Source organism: Neobacillus pocheonensis (assembly GCF_050477905.1).
Taxonomy (GTDB): Bacteria; Bacillota; Bacilli; order Bacillales; family Cytobacillaceae; genus Neobacillus; species Neobacillus pocheonensis_A.
In genome coordinates this window covers 1-19,020 of record NZ_JBCNAD010000023.1, presented here as the reverse complement: position 1 = coordinate 19,020, position 19,020 = coordinate 1, and the positions used below count along the sequence as shown (strand labels likewise).

The following is a 19,020-nucleotide window of genomic DNA, read 5'->3' as shown; positions in this document are numbered from 1 at the left end:
TTAGCAATTTTGGGTGTGAAACCGCATTTATATTGTTACTATAAAAAATAAAAGCGCAGACAATTTAAGGAGGCATTAAATTGGAACATAACCATAAACAACCAGAATTAGAAGTCAGAGTCAAGGACCTCATTGAAGTGGATGGTTTAAAATTTAAAGATTTGAATAATAGTGGGAAATTAGAGCCTTATAAGGATTGGCGATTAAGTCCACAAGAACGTGCAAAGAATCTAGTCTCATTGATGAACATCGATGAAAAAGTCGGTATGATGCTTATTAATACTCGCGGAATGGGACTTTCCCAAAAGGATAAGAGAAAGACCAGTCGTGATGGCGTGCTGGATGAAGGCATCGTTGAGAAGGGCGAAAATATTTTTGCTGCTTCAAAAATATGGGGAACAACTCATACCATTGAAAACATGAACCTAAGACACTTTATTCTTCGAGACAATTGGAGCCCAGCTCAAATGGCAGAATGGGTGAATACCATGAATGAAGTCTGTGAAGGAACACGTCTCGGTATTCCTTGTTTAATCGCATCCAATTCAAGAAACGAAAACACAGAATTCATCTTTGGTATGAATGATGCCGCAGGGATTTTTTCCACTTGGCCAGGAACTTTAGGACTTGCTGCAGCCGCCCAAGGTGAGATAAAAAATGGCGGGGACGCTTCCCTTATCAGCCAATTTGCTGAAATAGCTCATGATGAGTGGGATGCCGTTGGAATCAGAAAAGGGTATATGTATATGGCTGATACGGTCACAGACCCGAGATGGCAGCGCATATATGGTACTTTTGGTGAAGACCCAGAATTTATCTCAGAAGCCATCGGCCGTGTTATTGATGGATTTCAAGGGAATGCTCTTGGAAATCATAGCATTGCTATGACAACCAAGCATTTTCCTGGCGGTGGACCACGCGAAAATGGATTCGATCCACATTATGAAGAAGGGAAATGGAATCTATACCCAACTCCAGGAAGCTTAGAAAAGTATCACCTGCCTCCGTTCCGGGCAGCGGTAGAACATGGAACTTCTTCCATGATGCCATATTATTCGATTCCTAGTATCAAGAAAAGTGTGGTTCAAGAATTCGAAGGTGTAGATATTCCATTCGAAGAGGTCGGATTTACTTTTAATCATTATTTCTTGCAGCATATCCTTAGAGAAAAATTAGGGTTCAAAGGCTATATTAATAGCGACAGCGGCGTCACAAATAAAATGAGCTGGGGCGTTGAAACATTAAGTGAGGCAGAACGTTTTGCTAAAGCCGTTAATGCGGGGACAGATCTAGTTTCTGATACCAATGATATTGAAAACCTTAAAAAAGCCATCGAAAATGGCTGGATCAGTGAAAAACGTATTGATGAAGCGAATGAACGACTCCTTACTGAAATGTTTGCGTTAGGATTATTTGATGATCGTACCTATGTATCAACAGAAAATGCTGCTTCAGTAGTAAGTAATCAAGCAAACTGGGATGCTGCCTATGAAACTCATAAAAAGTCAGTAACAGTCCTTAAAAATAATAATCAAACATTACCTTTAACAGCTGAAAAGGTAGATAATAAGAAGGTTTACGTGGAAGTTTTCCACAAAGAACCAGAACGGGCAGCTTCTTATACCGAAATAGCAAGGAAAGAATGCCAAGAATTAGGACAAATTACTTTGACCGAAAACTTTGAGGAAGCCGACACAGCGATCATGTTTTTACATCCCAAGTCCGGGGCATATTTCTCTGCAACTCCTGGCCTATTAGAGCTTGAAATTTGCGAGGATAAAACGGAAACTGCTTTGGACGGTTCAACGTATCAAGAAACTACCTTGAGTGATATGGCTCATCTAAAGGAAGTAGCAGACAGTATTCATGTTCGTGGAGGCAAAGTAATTATTAGCGTTAATGTAATAATGCCGTGGATACTTGGAAATGTTGAACCTCTGGCAGACGCCTTGATCGCTGGATACGATACTTTCTATAAGGCGCAGGTTGAAGTAATGGCTGGGAACACTCGACCTGTTGGGGTGTTACCGTTAACATTGCCTGCAAGTGAAGCAGTTATTGCCGTGGATGAAAATGGTGAATGTGTATCCCGAAATGATGTTCCAGGCTATGATAAGGATAAATATATGCCTGAAGGACTTGCATATGCGTATAAAGATAGCGATGGTAATATCTATAAACTTGGACATGGTCTAACATTTTAATTAGTTTAAATAAAGGAAGCCTATTTAGCTTATCTAAATAGGCTTCCTTTATTTCTGTTTTGAACTAAAAATGTGGGTTTCTTAGAAGAATTTGTGTTTTTTTAGGTGAATAAGAAGCGAAAATACGAAAAGGACACTAAATTAATTAAAAGTTAAGGTTTGGTCTGCATAATCAATCGTGTAAGCAAGAAAGGATAATCCAGCGTACCTCTGGTTTTTATTTTAAATATGATAATAGAAAGGGAGAATTAAAAAGAATGTTCATATTAAAACAAAAGAAAAAGCTTTTAGTAGTTATCATGATCTTAATTGCAGCAACGACAATAATACTTAGTTTTGCTTTGAAAAAAGACGATGCCATTGCAACGATTAATGGGGAAGCCATAACAAAAGATCAATTATATAATGAAATGGTGAAACAATATGGTTCAGATACGGTTGACCAATTAATCGCCGATAAAATTGTTGCTGCTGAGGCCAAAAAACAAAAAATAACCATTTCTAATAGTGAATTGGAAGAACAGGTTCAAAAATTACAAGATTCGTATGGTGGAGAGGAAGCATTTAGCCAAGCACTGGAAAGCAACAATACCACTCTTAAAGCATTAAAAAAAGATATGAAAAATTACCTGATGATAAAGGAATTACTTACACCGGAAATCGAAATCACGGAAGAAGAAATGAAAACATACTTTGAGGAGAACAAAGATTCGTTTGTTCAAGCGGAGCAAGTAAAAGCAAGCCATATCTTGGTTGCAGATGAAAAGACCGCAAACGAAGTAAAACAGAAGCTTGCGAATGGCAGTGATTTTGCAGAATTAGCAAAAGCGTATTCCACCGATGCTAGTACGAAGGATCAAGGCGGAGAGCTTGGTTATTTTTCAAAAGGAGAAATGGTAACAGAATTTGATAATGTTGCCTTTGCACTCCCGGTTAACCAAATTAGTGACCCGGTGAAGACCGAATATGGTTACCATATAATTAAGGTAGAGGCTAAAAAAGCTGCAATAGAAGCAAATTATGATAATAGCAAGGCTCAAATCAAAGAGACTTTATTAGAGCAAAAAATAGATACCGAATATACAACCTGGCTTGAGGACAAGAAAAAGGACTATGATATTGAAAACACACTTGCGGAAGGCTAAATATGGCTATTGTGATGTAAGACACACTCAATTAAAAAGTCTTGGTGTAAAATAAGAATAATAGCTTTTTGTTGGAAATGTTAATAAATTAGTTGTTTTATTCGAAGATGTATTAGATACTGTTGAAGGACCCATCTGGTTGAATTAAATTATCAAATGGGGACCGAACAAAGAATTGGAAGAATTTTTTTAATGTCAACTTTTTGAGGTGAAGATGATGCAACTTACTCTAGTAAACCCAAAAGATAACAAAACTGTACCAACACCATTTTCAAGAACAAATCCATTTCAAGCGAAAGTGCTTAAAAATGTAAATTTAAATGGAACTGGTTCTAGTAAAGAAACGAGGCATATTGAGCTATCATTAGATGGTTCAGGACTTTCCTATGTCCCAGGTGATGCACTTGGCGTTATCCCTATGAATGACCCAGAACTTGTGGCTTCGTTAATAGAAGAAATGTCTTGGGATAATGAAACCATTGTAACCATTAATAAACAAGGTGAAACACTCCCATTAAAAGAAGCTTTGACAACATACTTTGAAATAACTTTATTATCAAAAAAAATCCTGCAGCAGGCAGCGGAATTTACAGAGAATGAAGAGTTAAAAAAGCTGCTGTTAGTTGAAAACGCTAACCAACTGAAGGAATATACCAACGGTCGTGATTTGCTTGACATGTTACGTGATTTCGGTCCATGGAAAGCTTCTACTCAAGATACAGTATCTCTATTAAGAAAAATGACACCGCGTCTTTATTCCATTGCTAGCAGCATTGCCGCCCATCCTAATGAAGTACATTTAACGATTGGTGCAGTCCGTTACAGTGCTCATGGTCGCGATCGGAAAGGTGTATGTTCTGTTTTAGTGGCCGAGCGTGTAAAAGAAGGGGATACTCTTTCCGTATTTGTTCAACCCAATAAACATTTCCATCTTCCAGCGACTCAAGAGAAGGATATCATTATGGTTGGCCCTGGGACAGGTATTGCTCCATTCCGTTCCTTTATCGAAGAACGTGCAGTAAATAAAGCAACTGGAAGGTCATGGCTGTTTTTTGGGGACCAGCATGCTGTCTCAGACTTCCTTTATCATGAGGAGTTAGAAAATTATCAAAAAGATGGCGTATTGACAAGACTAGATACAGCGTTCTCCCGTGATTCTGACAAGAAAGTATATGTACAACATAAAATGCTTGAAAATAGCAAGGAATTGTTTGCATGGCTGGAAAATGGTGCATACTTCTTTGTTTGTGGTGATAAGCAATATATGGCGAAAGATGTTCATGAAGCACTCCTTTCCGTAATAGAGAAGGAAGGCGAGATGACTCCAGAAGGGGCTCAAGCTTATCTGGATGAGATGAAAGCCCAAGGACGTTATTTACGCGATGTATATTAAAATAAATTAAAAAATATTTCACAAAAGGGTGACTTCATTCCGCACTTAGCGGGAAATGGAGTCACTTTTTTTTATAAAATGGCTTTGTTAAAGATTCTTGTTGTTATTTTTTTAAATAGACCGATTCTAGGTTACCCAAAACTCTTTTTGACCCTAGTTTTGGTCCCATATACTTTCTCTACGTTACTCAAATCATCCAAACAAATCGGATTCGGTCACGTAGATTCGTTCTACGTTACTCAAATCTTCTATATAACCCGGTTGCGGTAACGTAGACTCGTTCTACGTTACTCAAATCTTCCATAAGAACCTGTTGCGGTCACGTAGATTCGTTCTACGTTACCCAAATCATCCAAACAAACCGGTTGTGGTCACGTAGACTCGTTCTACGTTACCCAAATCATCCAAACATCCCGGTTGCGGTCATGTAGACTCGTACTAAGTTACCAAAATCATCCAAACAACCTGGTTTCGGTCACGTAGCTCCATGCTAATATGCTTAATACCCCAATGAATGTCACTTACCGGATTATATCTGTGATGAAGAAGTAAATACGGAACAGATTAAGATTGTGGAAAATAAAAAATGTAAAAATGAATTTGGGAACTTAAGGTTTTCTTATGGTTATCCCAATAAAATGGGAATCAGTTAGGTTAGTATTTGAATTTGGAGGAATTATTATGAAAAAGAATTATACAAAAATCGTCTTGGATTTGCTGTTGGCCATCACTTTTGTGCTACTGATGAATCCAAGAGTTTTAGACGGCTTACGGTTTCATGAGATCGCAGGTTTGGTAATCGGAGTCGCCATTCTAGTCCACATCGGATTGAACTATCAATGGGTGATCAATACAACTAAAAAGATTATGGACCCGAAACTACCAAATAAAACACGATTTAGTTATTTGTTAAACGTATTGCTCTTAATTTCAATGGCAGCGGTTATCATTACAGGTATATTGATTTCGAGGGTAGTTTTACCGAGTCTTGCCATTGAAGGTAATCATACGATTCGTGAACTCCATGGTTTCTCGGCTGATGCAACACTTGCTTTAGTTGGTCTTCATGTTGGAGTACACTGGCAATGGGTCATGAGTATTTGTAAAAAGGCTTTTAAAACAAAGGAAGGAAAATTCAGAAAAGGTGTTATTGCATCAGTGGTGTTGTCATTGGCGATTTTGGCAGGCGGAATTCAGTGGTTTGCCTCAACAGCAATTCCTAGCAATGGTGAATTCGCGCCGAAACAAATGCAGCAAAGTGAGCAGTCTTCTAATACTGGTACCACAGGGAGTTCAACATCAAATCAAGGAACGGCAAACAAAGATTTTCGGGATGAAAAATTTCATGGAAAAGAAGGGCATGGCGGAAGCAGCAACCCATTCTTAGTAGTCCTTAATTACTTTGCCATTTGGGCAGCTATCATCATTCCAACTTATTATCTGGAAAAGCGAATCTTAAGGAATAAACGAAAATTAAGACGTGTTCATCCGCAAACTTCTTAATAAAATTTATTTTGCCAGTAGGTTAGGTATGAAAGGAAGACTCAAAAAGGTGTAGTTATTATCCTTTTTTGGATCTTCCTTTTTTAAAAAAGCTGTAATTTAATTAGGATTTCTTTCTTCCGTAACAATATCCTTTTTTATTTGTATCTCTTTGACTTTTTGAAACTGTTCTTTAGGCCACCATGCTCCGCAATCGTCTGATACAACGCAAGCGGCACATCTTTGTAAGTCGTAGACAATCATCCCAGTGATTGGAGGGGAATAAAGGTGAAGAGTGACCAAATCTGTATTGTTGGAAGCTTTCATTTTATGAACGGCTTTTTTCGGTGCATAAAAATGTTTCCCTTTATGATGGTATTCATGGAATAATTCGGCAGGCAGACCACTCCCGGTCATTTCATAAACAGAATTTAGCGAGGTACCGGAGAGGACTTGTATCCAGCCGTGGGAGCCGCCGTGATCATGTGGGGCACATTCCAATTGAGACCAATTCATTACAAGCATCTCGACTTCTTCATTTTTATAAAGAAGCTTCCGATTGTATGGCTTTCCATTGGATGGTTTCGGCAATTGAGCAAGATCATCAACATTCAAATCTAGTTTTATTAAAGCTTCTTTTAACTCCGCTTTAGAAGGACTTTTTAAGGTATCTAGCACATTCTTTATTCTACTTGTCAAAGTCATAAAGCTCTCCCCCTAATGATGTTATTTCTTGAAGAGGCTGAACAACAAAGGCACAAGCTGACCATTAACGACAATGACTCCAATTATAATTATGATTCCTCCAGTAGCACTTATGAATAAAACCTTTTCTTGTAAAAGCAAAACCGCAGCAATTAATGTCGAGACAGGCTCTAAATATAGAAACATTGATACCTTAGAAGCTTCTAAAACTTCAAGTGCCTTCCCCCAATACCAATAGGCAATGCCAGAAACGAAAACTCCAAGAAACAACAAATGCGCCCACTCGGTATGGGTCAATAGTGAAAGTGCTTCCCATCCCCTGGTTCGGATGATAAAGGGTGTGGTAAGGATTAAGCCTAGAAGACTTGAATAAAATGTCACTAAAAGTGGCGAATAGGGAATATTTAAAGATTTTAAAAGTACCGAATAAACTGCCCAATTTAAGGTGCTTAAAATCATGAGAAAAAAACCGATGTTTAGGGCAAATTGAAAGGTTTGTCCACTTCTTGTTGTTGTGACTAGCAGCACACCTGTGATAGCAATCACCATTCCTATAGCCTTGGTGATACTCATCTTCTCATGCAAAAAGAGAATCGATAGGATGACCGTAAAGATGGGGGAAAGTGAAATGAGCCACCCAGCCGAAGAAGCATGTATCGTCAACAATGCAGTTGCCTGGAGCACTTGATGAACAAATACTCCAAGAATACCTAGAATAATTAAATGGGGGATGAATTTTAGAGATACTAATAGCCGGGTACGCTGAATTAGTAATAACAACAGCAAAAATAAAGCTCCAATCCCAAAACGAATAACGAGTAACGAATAAGGATCAAGTTTTTCCAATACCGCCTTCGTCGATACAAAAGAGACCCCCCAAAAACTAATGGACATTAACGCATATAGTGAAGCAGTTAGTTTCGACCTATAATTAGTCATGGCAGAACAACCCTTTCGGCAAAAAAATCGTTATTCCATCTTATGTTTGTCCTGAAAGAAGATGTTTGTGACTTTTTGTTTTCCTAATCGGTATATTTTACTGATCTTAATCGGATTTCGAATGTATTTTATTTGATGATACTACTTATTTCTAGTGCTTTCTGAACTTAATCTTGAGCTGCTCATATTAATTGGGCAGCTTCTTTTTCAATAAAGGTATTGACACGAAAGGAAAAAAATATTATTATTATCTCAGATTCAAGATATTTAAATTCAAGGTATTAATTGGGAGGTGAAACAAATGAAAAGAAAGTGCACAAATATACCTTTTCTTGTTTTAATGCAAACTTCAAAAACGATTCATGATTGTATTAAGGAAGAAATGACAAAAAACAAACTAAGTATTACGGATTTTTCTGTTTTAGAGGTTCTTTTTCAAAAAGGGAAACAAACTATTCAACAGATTGGGAATTGCATATTAATCTCAAGTGGATCGATGACCTATGTTATTGACAAGTTGGAACAGAAAGGTTTATTGTGCAGAAATGCCTGTCCGGATGATCGGCGGGTGATACATGTGACATTAACGCATGAAGGCAATCAAATGATGGAGGAAATCATGCCGAAATATCATGAGCTGGTTGATCATATGTTTGATGCACTAAATGATGATGAGGCAGAAACCTTGGTGCAGCTTTTGAATAGAGTGAAAAATAATATATAAACTTTTTCTTTTTTAAAAATAAATATCTCGAATTCGAGATAAAAAATGGAGGATTTCAAAATGATAAATATTGGTTTATTAATAATTCGTTTAGTTATTGGTGTATTATTCGTAGGACACGGTGCTCAGAAATTATTTGGATGGTTTGGTGGTTATGGCTTAAAGGGTACTGGCGGCTGGTTTGAATCCATTGGCATGAAACCAGGAGTAACCATGGCACTATTCGCTGGATTAGCCGAACTTATTGGTGGAATTTTATTTACTTTAGGCCTATTAACTCCACTCGCAGGTCTCCTAATTGCAGGAACGATGGTAATGGCAATTCTGAAAGTACATGCAGCCAATGGATTATGGGCAACAGCCAATGGATATGAATATAATCTGACATTGCTTGCAGTGGCTATTGGTGTAGCATTAACTGGACCTGGTCAATATGCTCTAGATGCATTTTTATTCTAAAATATCTCGAATTAAAGAATATTAATTTTAAAGTAAAAAAACAAAGATTGTAATTATCTAGACTAGAACAAAATAAAGTTATCAGGAATAACGGAAATTCAAAACTCAAAGGAGTGATAATAAATGAGTAAGAAAACAATGGGTATTCACCATATCACTGCAATCGTTGGGCATCCCCAGGAAAATGTAGATTTTTATGCAGGCGTTTTAGGTTTACGATTAGTGAAGCAAACAGTCAATTTTGATGATCCTGGTACCTATCACCTTTATTTTGGTAATGAAGGCGGCAAACCAGGAACTATTATTACATTCTTCCCTTGGCCTGACGCATATAAAGGAGTAATTGGAGACGGCCAAGTAGGGGTTACGTCTTATGTTGTACCAAAAGGGTCCATGGAGTTCTGGGAAAAGAGATTGGAAAAATTTAAGGTTTCATACACAAAAATAGAGCGTTTTGGCGAACAGTATTTGGAATTTGATGACCCGCATGGACTGCACTTGGAGATTGTGGAAAGAGAAGAAGGGGACATTAATCCATGGATTATCGGAGAGGTAACCCCTGATGTGGCTATAAAAGGGTTTGGAGGGGCAACCTTATTATCTGCCCAGCCTGACAAAACAGCTGAATTGTTAGAAAAAGTAATGGGTCTTGAATTAGTGGCTAAAGAGGGAGATTTTGTCCGCTATCGCTCCACCGCTGAAATTGGAAATATTATCGACCTCAAACTAACACCGATTGGACGCGGGAAAATGGGAGTTGGCACCGTCCATCATATTGCCTGGAGAGCTATAGATAACCAGGATCAATTAGAATGGCAAAAGTATGTGAAAGCGAATGGATATGGAGTCACTCCTGTTCAGGACCGTAATTACTTTAATGCCATTTACTTTAGAGAGCACGGTGAAATTTTGTTTGAAATCGCGACAGACCCACCAGGATTTGCACATGATGAATCACAAGCCACAATGGGGGAAAAATTAATGCTCCCTGCCCAGTACGAACAACATCGGGCACAAATTGAACAAGGGTTGCTGCCGATTGAAGTAAGAAAACTAGACTGATTTTACGAAGGGATGATTTCAATGCTTTCGATTGATCCGGCCTCAATGTCCGAAAGGGAAAATTATAAATTTTTAATAGGAAGCATCATACCTAGACCCATTGCTTTCGTTACCACTAGGTCGAAAGACGGTGTGTTAAATGGGGCGCCCTTCAGTTATTTTAATATTGTATCATCCAATCCCCCGATGATTTCTTTATCTGTTCAACGGGCACAAGGGAGACAGAAGGATACAGCGAGAAACATTCTTGAGTCCAAAGAGTTTGTCGTTCATATCGTGGATGAACAAAATGTTGAAAAAATAAACAAAACAGCAGCGAGTCTCCCGCCTGATCAGAGTGAAATTGATTTAGCACAATTAACCCCGGTAGACAGTCTTAAGATTTCTGTACCAGGTGTAAAGGAAGCGAAAATTCGAATGGAATGTTCACTCGAGCATTCCTTAGAATTGGGAGGTATCGATTCACCGGGGTGTGATTTTATTATCGGGAAAGTGGTTCAATTTCATATCCAAAATGACCTTTATGAAAAAGGAAGAATAGACCCTAGGGGACTTGCTGCCGTTAGCCGATTAGCAGGAAATCATTACGCTAAAATTGGTGACATTTTTGAAATCGAAAGACCTAAATAGTTTATAACAAGTTCGTTATCTGGAGGGAGATTTGTAATGAAACATATATTTAATAAGGGGCAAGACCCAACTAAACCTACATTGTTATTGCTTCACGGCACTGGTGGCAATGAATTAGATTTGCTGCCTCTAGCCGGAAGAATCGATGATGAAGCTTCTGTGTTAAGTGTCCGTGGAAATGTATTAGAGAATGGAATGCCTCGATTCTTTAGAAGATTAGCGGAAGGTGTATTTGATGAAGAGGACCTTGTTTTTCGAACAAAAGAGTTAAATGAATTTCTGGATGAAGCCGCTGAAAAATATGGTTTTAATCGGGATAATATAATTGCCATCGGCTATTCAAATGGAGCCAATATCGCTGCTAGTCTTTTATTCCATTTTCAAAATGCTATTAAAGGTGCGATTCTTCATCATCCGATGGTGCCAAGAAAAGGGATCGACCTGCCTGATTTGTCAGGGAAGTCTGTATTTATTGCAGCTGGAACCAATGACCCCATCTGTTCGCCATTAGAATCGTCTGAACTACAATCATTATTAGAAAAGGCAAATGCGAATGTCGAACTTCATTGGGAAAATAGAGGACATCAATTAACCCTTGATGAAGTAGAGGCTGCTGCCCAATGGTATAGACGGCTTCAAGTGTAATAATAAAAAATCATTCCAGTAAAAAAGACTTAACCGCTTGGTTAAGTCTCTATATTAAATGGATTTACTATTTTCTTATAATCGAAAAGGATTATCCTATGAATCCTTGTGTTTCGATTTTTTACTAATATGAAGTTTTTATTCCATAATGGACAGCCCTATCAACACCTCCTCATGATAAAAATGGTATGGCTCCGATCACCTGGACCGAGAAAATCTAATGCGGCAGGAGAAAAGACTTTAACTTTTCCTTTAACGCCCTCTAAAAGTATTCGGATTGGCTCATTAACTACCTCAGCCTGAAAGACATTGCCTCCCGAGAATATCTTCTTTTTGGCCCATTCTCCAAAGTACAGCTTATTTTTCTTACGATTAACATTAACTGCGAAACGTTCTTCCACTTTCTCTTTTCGATGAAATGATTCTTTGTTTGATTGTAAAACTTCTTCTTCAATCGTGGCGACAAGTCCGATTTCGCGCTTATTTACTACTAAGACGAACTGATATCCGTTTACTGTTTTCTTTTGCACTACAGAGACTTCATCTGTTATGCACATGGCGAAATCTTCGGATTCATTCGCGTGTGAGTCAGGAGAAACTTCTTTTTTCTTGATGACTCGAAAAAATGCTTTAGCACCAATTTCTTCAAAGTCAAAGGGTCTTATACTATGGGTTCGTACATAGTACATATCATGAACCTTTTCTTTGCTATTTAGTTGGATACATAAAGCAACATCTTCTTTCACCGCCTTTCCTTCATCACTCGAGAGTAAAGGGACATTCATGTTCATTCCTGGAAATTGAACGAAGATGTAGCTGAAGTTTTTCTTAGGTTGTACATCCAGAAGTCTCATAAACTCACAACCTTTCCGATTTGTAACAAGGGTATTTTCCCTGTAGGAGTATAATTCAATATCATTTCTATACTTTCCTGTTTATGTATGCTGAGTTTTCATCGTCACTTTCTTATGAAATGTGATAGTTCCTGCCTTATGTTGAGCATTTATGAGCAATTCTTCTATCGAAAAACAAAGATTGGAAAGTTTTTGTCGTTATATTTGGAAAGATTTACTGAATTTTCATTAAAAATAAAAAATTAAAAGGAATTCCTGACTATTATGTTGAAATAAAAAAACAAGAAGAATTCATCAATCAGTCTTTTTTTGAATAAGCAATAAAAGAGAGGTGAAAATTTGAGGAAAATCGTGATCTCAGATATTCATGGTTGTGCAGCGGAACTTGATCAGTTGTTGCAAAAGACAAACGCTAAACCAGAAGAGATTATTTTTCTAGGAGACTATGTTGACTCAGGACCTGATAGTATTGATGTAGTAGATAGGATAAGGGAATGGTGTCGGCATGGTGCAACCGCTTTACTTGGTAACCATGACGATTTGTTCTTACGTTGGCTGGACGATAAAGAAATTATTTTTTATTATGGCAAGATTGGTGGAATGGCAACTATTAATAGCTGTTTAGAAAAAATCGGAATGGCCACAATTGAATACTCACAATTGCTGCATGACAGTAAAAAAGAAAATGAAATACGAAAGACTATTTACGATTATTTTCCAGAACAAATTTCTTTCCTCCAGTCACTGCCTTTATTTAAAAAGGAACTAGACCTAATCTTTGTTCATGCGGGAATCAATCCGAAAAAAGGATTGGAAAAAACATCCAAGATCGAGTTTCTCAATCTTCGAGATGAATTTATTTATGAATACAATGGCCATGAAACTATCATTTTCGGTCATACCCCAACTAGAAGAATTCATAATCAAAACAATGTTTATTTTGGTCCAAACCGAGTGATCGGTATCGATGGCGGCTGTGCCTTCGGCGGACAGCTAAATGCATTAATCATAACCGATGGTCAGTACAGTACTACATCAGTATTACGAATAGAAGAAAGCAAAACTAACAATTAATTTTCGAATGGGGGATAAAAGAATATGTCAAATATTCCATCAATACTTAAAGGGTTGCGTATTCCTGTAATTGGCGCTCCACTTTTTATCATTAGTAATCCGAAACTTATTATTGCGCAATGTAAGGCAGGAATTGTTGGATCTATGCCTGCCCTGAATGCCAGACCCGCATCCATGCTCGATGAATGGCTGGCGGAAATCACAGAGGAGCTAGCATCCTACAATGCTCAAAATCCGGAGCGGCCTGCTGCCCCGTTTGCGATTAATCAAATCGTCCATAAGTCGAATGATCGGCTAGAACATGATGTGGAATTGTGTAAGAAGTATAAAGTTCCCCTTATTATTACTTCCTTAGGGGCACGTGAGGATGTTAATGCCGCGATACATAGCTACGGTGGCATTGTTATGCATGACGTGATTAATAACAAATTCGCTCATAAGGCGATCGAAAAAGGGGCAGATGGGCTGATTGCCGTTGCTACAGGAGCCGGCGGTCATGCTGGTGTTAAGAGCCCGTTTGCCTTGATACAAGAAATCCGTCAATGGTTCAACGGTCCACTTGCTTTGTCTGGTTCAATTGCCACAGGCAGCGCGGTCCTCGCCGCCCAGGCTATGGGGGCTGATTTTGCTTATATCGGATCCCCTTTTATTGCCACTCACGAAGCGAATGCAGTTGATGAGTACAAGCAGGCAATCGTTGACAGTACGTCTGATGATATTGTTTATAGTAATCTGTTCACCGGTGTCCATGGAAATTACTTAGCGCCTTCCATCAGAAAAGCAGGTTTAGATCCTGATGCGCTTCCAGAAAGTGATCCATCTAAGATGAATTTTTCTGGTGGAGCGAAGGCAAAAGCGTGGAAGGATATATGGGGGTCCGGACAAGGAATTGGAGCTATTAATGAGGTTACTGGTGCTGGAGAATTTGTAAATAAACTTTATCAAGAATATGTGGAAGCTAAAGAAAGAATCAATCAAATCTGATAACAATAGATTGGCGTTTTAAAAAAGGCAAGTACCCTTTTCAAGTGGTATTTGCCTTTTTACATATACTATGTTAATTTTTAGATTATATATATATGTAATTTACATATATAGTATAGGTAGGATATAATGAGTGTAAATTACATCTATGAGTAAATTCTGTAATTTGATTCTAAAAATTGTCATTTTATTAAGAATGGGGGCATTTTTATGAGTGAGCAAGAGGAAATACTGCTTTTAAAAACTTCTAATATTCTTAGGAAAGATACCAGCAGGATGAGGTTAAACGATATAATTGAGGAGCTTATCCAAATTATTGAATCAAATACAATGGATAAATGATAGTTTGATTATCAGTATATTGGGTGTTAGGTGTAGAATCAATTATCCTATTTGATGAGAGGGGAATTTGGTATGTGTACAGGTGGAAAAATCGTACCAATTTATGCCTTAGGTAGATTGATAAAATCATGTGGGAAGTCATTTTTTAAGATGAAAGTGGATTACAATGAACTAACTGATGAGGAACAATGGGAAGTAATTGCGAAGTCTTTCAAATTTTAAATGTTTACAAAGTTTAAGCGATTCTTATTCAAGAATCGCTCTTTTATTTTTAAATAAGATGAAACTAACTAGATACTTGTTGAGATGAAGATAATAGCTTTGCTGATACAAGTCTTTTATAGACAGTAATACCAATCCATGATGCTAAAAATGCTTTAATTAAACCAACGACTATAAATGGAAGAAATCCTGAAGAAAATGCAGCCTGCCAAGTCATATCAGCCGCAAATTTTAGCCAAGCGCTTCCAATTGCCAAGGTAACTAGCATTCCGGTCGTATTTGCAATCATACCTTTTATGACAGTGAAGCTGGTTTTTTCTAAGATAAAACCAGTTAAAAATGCTGCTGGGATGAATCCAATAATATAACCTCCTGTAGGACCAACGATCACACCAAACCCTCCTGACATTCCACTAAAAACGGGAATGCCTACAGCGCCAATGAAGGCATATAAAATAACAGAAAGAGACCCATATCTAGAGCCTAAAATGGTTGCTGCTAAACCAACTGCAAGAGTTTGTCCTGTAATCGGAACAAGTGGCAATGGGATTGTAACCTGAGCCAAAATCCCGATAATGGCAGCGAATAAAGCACTTAAAATCCACATTTTTAATTGATTGCGTGATTGAAACATAATATACCTCCTTATTTTTGTGTTAACTAAATTTATGAACAGGTTAACAAATAAAGTATAAAATGAGCCTTAAATCTATGTCAATCATATTTTTACTTTAATAGTTGTAATAAATTTGATCCAACTGCCAGTGACAGCTTTTGTTAAACCAACCATAGAAGTAGCTTTTTATAATGATTTTCCTGAATAGTCATATAATAATAAATTTTATGCATATTAATGTTATATGCAATTGACTAAATAAGACTTATATATGTAAAATACATATATAGTAATTTTATTAAAGCTTAGTAATGACCTAGTTTTCTCGAACTCTACATACCTCCGTTTCATAGTGGGGATAAAATAGAGAAATATACAAAGTAAATGAGGAGGAACGAAGATGGTTCAAAAGGTGATTCAAAAAGAAGAAGTCGTAAAAAAGGAAGTAAAAAAAGTGGAGGTTCCAAAAGTTGAAATTCAAAATGTAGATCAGCAAAAAGAAACAAGCTATGTTACAGATTCATTTATTGAAACTTTTTGGGATCAATTTGAAGTTGCAGTATCTCGTACAAGAGAATATAGAGCACAACGACAAGAACTTTACTTAAAAGCGATTAAGGAAACAACAAAGTTCAATGGGGTATACCGCAAAACATTAAAAGGTCTCTTTGAGCAAGCGACAAAATTTAATAGTGATTTGCGTAAAGGTTTACCCCAAAACTCTATCATTACAACAAATGAATCTACTCAAGAAGTGACTGAATCTTTAAAAGATCAAGTAAGTGAAGCAGCTAGTAAATTAGAGGAGCTTTATTTAACTCCAATTAACACAGCCTTTGATTTAGTGGAAAGAGCAGAGAAGCTTGTTGAACGAAATAGCGAGTCATTCATTGAATATACAAATGGAGCATTGAATGCTTGGGAAGCTGTCACAGACAACTATTTAAAACAAATTAGAAAAACTCATCAAAATATTGCTCATCGATTAGAAGATAGCATGCGTGTACTTGTTGCTCCAAATAAATAGTGTTAATAAATAGCCATTTTCCCAAAAAGGCAGCTTACCCTTTACGGCAAGCTGCCTTTTTTAAGTCCATTAATGATGCTGATAAAACACAACTTTCGATGGAACGATTGCTCAATCCAGGATAGATGTTGACTCCTATAATATAATTCTATTATTTAAACCGTACTTATAAGTGCCACCGTTAATCAATCTGAGCGCCAATAGTGACAGACCTTCTAGATAATTTGAATTTATCCCTTGCCATATTAAATATTTTTATTAAGATAACCAGAGTTAATAATATAATCAGAGGGACTAACAATTGCAATGAGGATTGATGGTCGGTTTGAACCTCAATAGACTTTACGCCTTCACCCATTGCATTCTTTGCGGTTACCATATACTTATAGTTGATACCCTCGTCATCCTTGGCTGTTTTATCGATAAAGGAAGGGTTAGGTAGATTAGTTGCTATTGGCGTATAATTGCTGCCCAGTCCAAAACGATTCACTTTCTTTCGATAAACCGTATACGTTGATGTACTAGATGTCGGATTCCAGGTAAGTGACACAGAATCTTTGTACTTCCTGTTTGCCATAACCCAGTCAGGTGCGGCAGGTATAGTTGTTACTTTTGTAGAAAAAGAATAGATTCCGATTTGTTTTTCTTTCCCGCTTGATACAGAAGACACTTTCCAATAATAGCGTTTATCCGTCTTAAGTGCATCTAAAATGATGGGTGACGTAGAAACAGTTTGATCAGAGACTATATGATTAAAGCTAGAGTCAGTTGCTACGAGCACATGGTAGCGGTTCGTCCCTTTCTGAGCATTCCAATTCAATGAAACATTAGAAGGATTAATTTCGCTTGCTCCACTTTTAGGAGAAACCGTTAGCGATAAAGCAGGTATCACATGGATCATACGGGAATCATGGGAAGAAAGCTGTGTGGTGAAACCAGAATCCATGCTTCCTAAATCTTGATGGGACCACATGTCATGCACTTCAGCCGTGCCTTCAATGTCTAAATCTGCCCATTTGACGCTTACATCTTGTGGAGATACCCCGGTATTAAAGAGACCAATATTGTAAGAACCATCCGGCAGCTTTTGATAGAATACTTGAGTGTTGGCTGTTTTGAATAAGCGTTTCCCTGGTATTCCGCTTTGGTTCGCGCCAATAATTTCATCATTCGTAAGCAGGCTGATACCATATGTGTCGAGTTTAGTAAGGTCGCTCCCGATCACAAAATGGGATGCCGCAATCGCCCATAAAGATACATAGGAACGTTTTTCCTCTTCTGTAAGCCCATCCTTACTTCCATTCGCTACATTTAGTGAATCCAAGTCATTCCAACCGCCAGGCCCAGCATGAAACTGCCACTCTGCAACATCATCAAATCTTCTGGATACCTTTTTCCAATTGGTGTGTGTAAGCGTTCCGTAGGCTTCCACATCGTGATCTGTCCGCCAGCCATTGGATAATAGCCGCCAGGAAGATATATGTTTGATATCCAAGTTATTGGATAATTCCACATGAATCGGTCTGCCTGTTTTCTTTAAAGCTTTAGCCCATGCCTCAATATCAGCAATGTCTTGGTTGCGGACCCCATCAATTTTTAAATAATCGATGCCATAGGAAGCAAATAGTTTTGCCCAAGAATCGATATATTCCTGTGCCCCAGGTTTTGAAAAATCGATAGTATACATATTGTCGAAATTAAAACTAACTTTTTGCCCCTTGCTTAGGTCAACGATATCTTTTGCGTGGTAGGTTGTCCCTTCAATCGGCGTGTTTTGATCGATGGCTCCTTTCGGAATACCAAGAGTGACATACAGGCCAAATTTTAATCCTTTTTTGTGGATATAATCCCCCAATGCTTTCATACCGTGTGGGAATTTCTTTGGATCTACCACCCATCTTCCATACTTGTCCACTTTTGTTGTCCAATCGAGCTGGTAGTAATCATCAAGATTGACATATTGATAACCGTGCGATTTAAATTTTGCTGCCATTATATCAGCAGCAGCTTTCATTTTTTCCTCAGTTGGCTGCTTGCGGATGGAACTCCAGCTGCTCCAGCCCATAAAAGGGCGCTGTGCCAACTTATTGTAGGAGGAAGCTTCAGCCTCCTCTGGTTCTAAAATGGAATTAGGGATGTTTCCAGCCAGAATAACTGAGCATGTTAACAAAGCAGATATGATTTTTTTAAGCATTAAACTCCCCCCAGAAATAGATAAATTTGAATCAACGTTATTAGTTAATAGATGAGGAAACACTTTCGAAATATGGTTCAACACCACCAAAACGGGGCAGTGAAATTGATATTGTCCTAGTTTCTACTCTAGTTATAAAGTCAATGATAATACAGAATCTACGTTTTATTAATGAACAATATGTTCCAGTTTGATTTCGAATTAACTGATTAATTTATTAATTCACACTTTACACATGGGATTAATTGGAGTAAAATTTAGTAAACTTTTAAAAATAAGCTATGTTAAAGAACATTGTTGATTTTCGAAGCTCGTTGAT

The 19,020-nt window shown here is 37.7% G+C and carries 18 protein-coding genes; 13 read left to right on the top strand and 5 right to left on the bottom strand.

Going from position 1 to position 19,020, the window contains the following annotated elements; all coding sequences use genetic code 11:
- Positions 1–80: 80 nt before the first annotated feature.
- The 4 genes from ABES02_RS13285 to ABES02_RS13270 all read left to right on the top strand — a co-directional run bounded on the left by ABES02_RS13285 (position 81) and on the right by ABES02_RS13270 (position 6,245).
- Positions 81–2,204 carry a glycoside hydrolase family 3 protein gene (locus ABES02_RS13285; RefSeq protein ID WP_430135391.1) on the top strand — a complete coding sequence of 708 codons (2,124 nt, stop codon included), beginning with the start codon at positions 81–83 and terminating at the stop codon, positions 2,202–2,204.
- A 257-nt stretch (positions 2,205–2,461) separates the two neighbouring features.
- On the top strand, positions 2,462–3,349 hold the full coding sequence (locus ABES02_RS13280) for a peptidylprolyl isomerase (protein ID WP_430135388.1): 888 nt from the start codon (positions 2,462–2,464) through the stop codon (positions 3,347–3,349).
- Between the two features lie 217 nt (positions 3,350–3,566).
- Complete coding sequence (locus ABES02_RS13275) at positions 3,567–4,742, top strand: sulfite reductase subunit alpha (RefSeq protein WP_430135385.1); 1,176 nt, start codon at positions 3,567–3,569, stop codon at positions 4,740–4,742.
- 681 nt (positions 4,743–5,423) lie between these two features.
- Positions 5,424–6,245, top strand: a complete 822-nt coding sequence (locus ABES02_RS13270) for a DUF4405 domain-containing protein (RefSeq protein ID WP_430135383.1) — start codon at positions 5,424–5,426, stop codon at positions 6,243–6,245.
- A gap of 99 nt (positions 6,246–6,344) precedes the next feature.
- Here the strand turns inward: ABES02_RS13270 and ABES02_RS13265 are convergent, their stop codons facing one another.
- Both ABES02_RS13265 and ABES02_RS13260 read right to left on the bottom strand, forming a co-directional pair.
- On the bottom strand, positions 6,345–6,929 hold the full coding sequence (locus tag ABES02_RS13265; protein ID WP_430135380.1) for a cysteine dioxygenase: 585 nt from the start codon (positions 6,927–6,929) through the stop codon (positions 6,345–6,347).
- Positions 6,930–6,950: 21 nt separating this feature from the next.
- Entirely contained in the window at positions 6,951–7,868 is a 918-nt protein-coding gene (locus tag ABES02_RS13260; RefSeq protein ID WP_430135377.1) for a DMT family transporter, read from the bottom strand.
- A 301-nt stretch (positions 7,869–8,169) separates the two neighbouring features.
- On the opposite strand from ABES02_RS13260, the gene ABES02_RS13255 reads away from it, so the two are divergent.
- The 5 genes from ABES02_RS13255 to ABES02_RS13235 all read left to right on the top strand — a co-directional run bounded on the left by ABES02_RS13255 (position 8,170) and on the right by ABES02_RS13235 (position 11,388).
- Entirely contained in the window at positions 8,170–8,592 is a 423-nt protein-coding gene (locus ABES02_RS13255; protein WP_430135374.1) for a MarR family winged helix-turn-helix transcriptional regulator, read from the top strand.
- 60 nt (positions 8,593–8,652) lie between these two features.
- A complete protein-coding gene (locus ABES02_RS13250) occupies positions 8,653–9,051 on the top strand; it encodes a DoxX family protein (RefSeq protein ID WP_430135371.1) in 399 nt (132 codons plus the stop codon).
- A gap of 123 nt (positions 9,052–9,174) precedes the next feature.
- Positions 9,175–10,113, top strand: coding sequence for a ring-cleaving dioxygenase (locus tag ABES02_RS13245; protein ID WP_430135368.1), 939 nt, complete (start codon positions 9,175–9,177; stop codon positions 10,111–10,113).
- A gap of 21 nt (positions 10,114–10,134) precedes the next feature.
- Positions 10,135–10,743 (top strand): flavin reductase family protein, encoded by a 609-nt coding sequence (locus ABES02_RS13240; protein ID WP_430135366.1) that lies wholly within the window; start codon positions 10,135–10,137, stop codon positions 10,741–10,743.
- Between the two features lie 36 nt (positions 10,744–10,779).
- The gene (locus ABES02_RS13235) at positions 10,780–11,388 is read left to right on the top strand and encodes an alpha/beta hydrolase (RefSeq protein WP_430135363.1); all 609 of its coding nucleotides are present in this window, start codon (positions 10,780–10,782) and stop codon (positions 11,386–11,388) included.
- Positions 11,389–11,549: 161 nt separating this feature from the next.
- On the opposite strand, the gene ABES02_RS13230 is transcribed toward ABES02_RS13235, so the two are convergent.
- Positions 11,550–12,242, bottom strand: a complete 693-nt coding sequence (locus ABES02_RS13230) for a hypothetical protein (protein ID WP_430135361.1) — start codon at positions 12,240–12,242, stop codon at positions 11,550–11,552.
- A 339-nt stretch (positions 12,243–12,581) separates the two neighbouring features.
- Here ABES02_RS13230 and ABES02_RS13225 point away from each other — a divergent pair, with 339 nt between their 5' ends.
- The 3 genes from ABES02_RS13225 to ABES02_RS13215 all read left to right on the top strand — a co-directional run bounded on the left by ABES02_RS13225 (position 12,582) and on the right by ABES02_RS13215 (position 14,642).
- A complete protein-coding gene (locus ABES02_RS13225; RefSeq protein WP_430135358.1) occupies positions 12,582–13,316 on the top strand; it encodes a metallophosphoesterase in 735 nt (244 codons plus the stop codon).
- A gap of 24 nt (positions 13,317–13,340) precedes the next feature.
- Positions 13,341–14,300, top strand: a complete 960-nt coding sequence (locus ABES02_RS13220) for an NAD(P)H-dependent flavin oxidoreductase (protein WP_430135356.1) — start codon at positions 13,341–13,343, stop codon at positions 14,298–14,300.
- A gap of 210 nt (positions 14,301–14,510) precedes the next feature.
- On the top strand, positions 14,511–14,642 hold the full coding sequence (locus tag ABES02_RS13215) for a hypothetical protein (RefSeq protein ID WP_430135354.1): 132 nt from the start codon (positions 14,511–14,513) through the stop codon (positions 14,640–14,642).
- Between the two features lie 286 nt (positions 14,643–14,928).
- Here ABES02_RS13215 and ABES02_RS13210 read toward each other — a convergent pair whose 3' ends face one another.
- The gene (locus tag ABES02_RS13210; RefSeq protein ID WP_430135351.1) at positions 14,929–15,498 is read right to left on the bottom strand and encodes a biotin transporter BioY; all 570 of its coding nucleotides are present in this window, start codon (positions 15,496–15,498) and stop codon (positions 14,929–14,931) included.
- 382 nt (positions 15,499–15,880) lie between these two features.
- Here ABES02_RS13210 and ABES02_RS13205 point away from each other — a divergent pair, with 382 nt between their 5' ends.
- The gene (locus tag ABES02_RS13205) at positions 15,881–16,507 is read left to right on the top strand and encodes a hypothetical protein (RefSeq protein ID WP_430135348.1); all 627 of its coding nucleotides are present in this window, start codon (positions 15,881–15,883) and stop codon (positions 16,505–16,507) included.
- Between the two features lie 181 nt (positions 16,508–16,688).
- On the opposite strand, the gene ABES02_RS13200 is transcribed toward ABES02_RS13205, so the two are convergent.
- On the bottom strand, positions 16,689–18,701 hold the full coding sequence (locus ABES02_RS13200) for an alpha-galactosidase (protein ID WP_430135345.1): 2,013 nt from the start codon (positions 18,699–18,701) through the stop codon (positions 16,689–16,691).
- Positions 18,702–19,020: the final 319 nt, after the last annotated feature.

Excerpts from the sequence above, each read along its gene's own strand:
- ABES02_RS13215 (WP_430135354.1), top strand. The coding sequence starts at position 14,511 with ATGAGTGAGCAAGAGGAAATACTGCTTTTAAAAACTTCTAATATTCTT.
- ABES02_RS13270 (WP_430135383.1), top strand. The coding sequence starts at position 5,424 with ATGAAAAAGAATTATACAAAAATCGTCTTGGATTTGCTGTTGGCCATC.
- ABES02_RS13220 (WP_430135356.1), top strand. The coding sequence starts at position 13,341 with ATGTCAAATATTCCATCAATACTTAAAGGGTTGCGTATTCCTGTAATT.
- ABES02_RS13210 (WP_430135351.1), bottom strand. The coding sequence starts at position 15,498 with ATGTTTCAATCACGCAATCAATTAAAAATGTGGATTTTAAGTGCTTTA.
- ABES02_RS13245 (WP_430135368.1), top strand. The coding sequence starts at position 9,175 with ATGAGTAAGAAAACAATGGGTATTCACCATATCACTGCAATCGTTGGG.
- ABES02_RS13250 (WP_430135371.1), top strand. The coding sequence starts at position 8,653 with ATGATAAATATTGGTTTATTAATAATTCGTTTAGTTATTGGTGTATTA.
- ABES02_RS13265 (WP_430135380.1), bottom strand. The coding sequence starts at position 6,929 with ATGACTTTGACAAGTAGAATAAAGAATGTGCTAGATACCTTAAAAAGT.
- ABES02_RS13240 (WP_430135366.1), top strand. The coding sequence starts at position 10,135 with ATGCTTTCGATTGATCCGGCCTCAATGTCCGAAAGGGAAAATTATAAA.
- ABES02_RS13205 (WP_430135348.1), top strand. The coding sequence starts at position 15,881 with ATGGTTCAAAAGGTGATTCAAAAAGAAGAAGTCGTAAAAAAGGAAGTA.
- ABES02_RS13200 (WP_430135345.1), bottom strand. The coding sequence starts at position 18,701 with ATGCTTAAAAAAATCATATCTGCTTTGTTAACATGCTCAGTTATTCTG.
- ABES02_RS13260 (WP_430135377.1), bottom strand. The coding sequence starts at position 7,868 with ATGACTAATTATAGGTCGAAACTAACTGCTTCACTATATGCGTTAATG.
- ABES02_RS13255 (WP_430135374.1), top strand. The coding sequence starts at position 8,170 with ATGAAAAGAAAGTGCACAAATATACCTTTTCTTGTTTTAATGCAAACT.
- ABES02_RS13280 (WP_430135388.1), top strand. The coding sequence starts at position 2,462 with ATGTTCATATTAAAACAAAAGAAAAAGCTTTTAGTAGTTATCATGATC.
- ABES02_RS13235 (WP_430135363.1), top strand. The coding sequence starts at position 10,780 with ATGAAACATATATTTAATAAGGGGCAAGACCCAACTAAACCTACATTG.
- ABES02_RS13230 (WP_430135361.1), bottom strand. The coding sequence starts at position 12,242 with ATGAGACTTCTGGATGTACAACCTAAGAAAAACTTCAGCTACATCTTC.
- ABES02_RS13275 (WP_430135385.1), top strand. The coding sequence starts at position 3,567 with ATGCAACTTACTCTAGTAAACCCAAAAGATAACAAAACTGTACCAACA.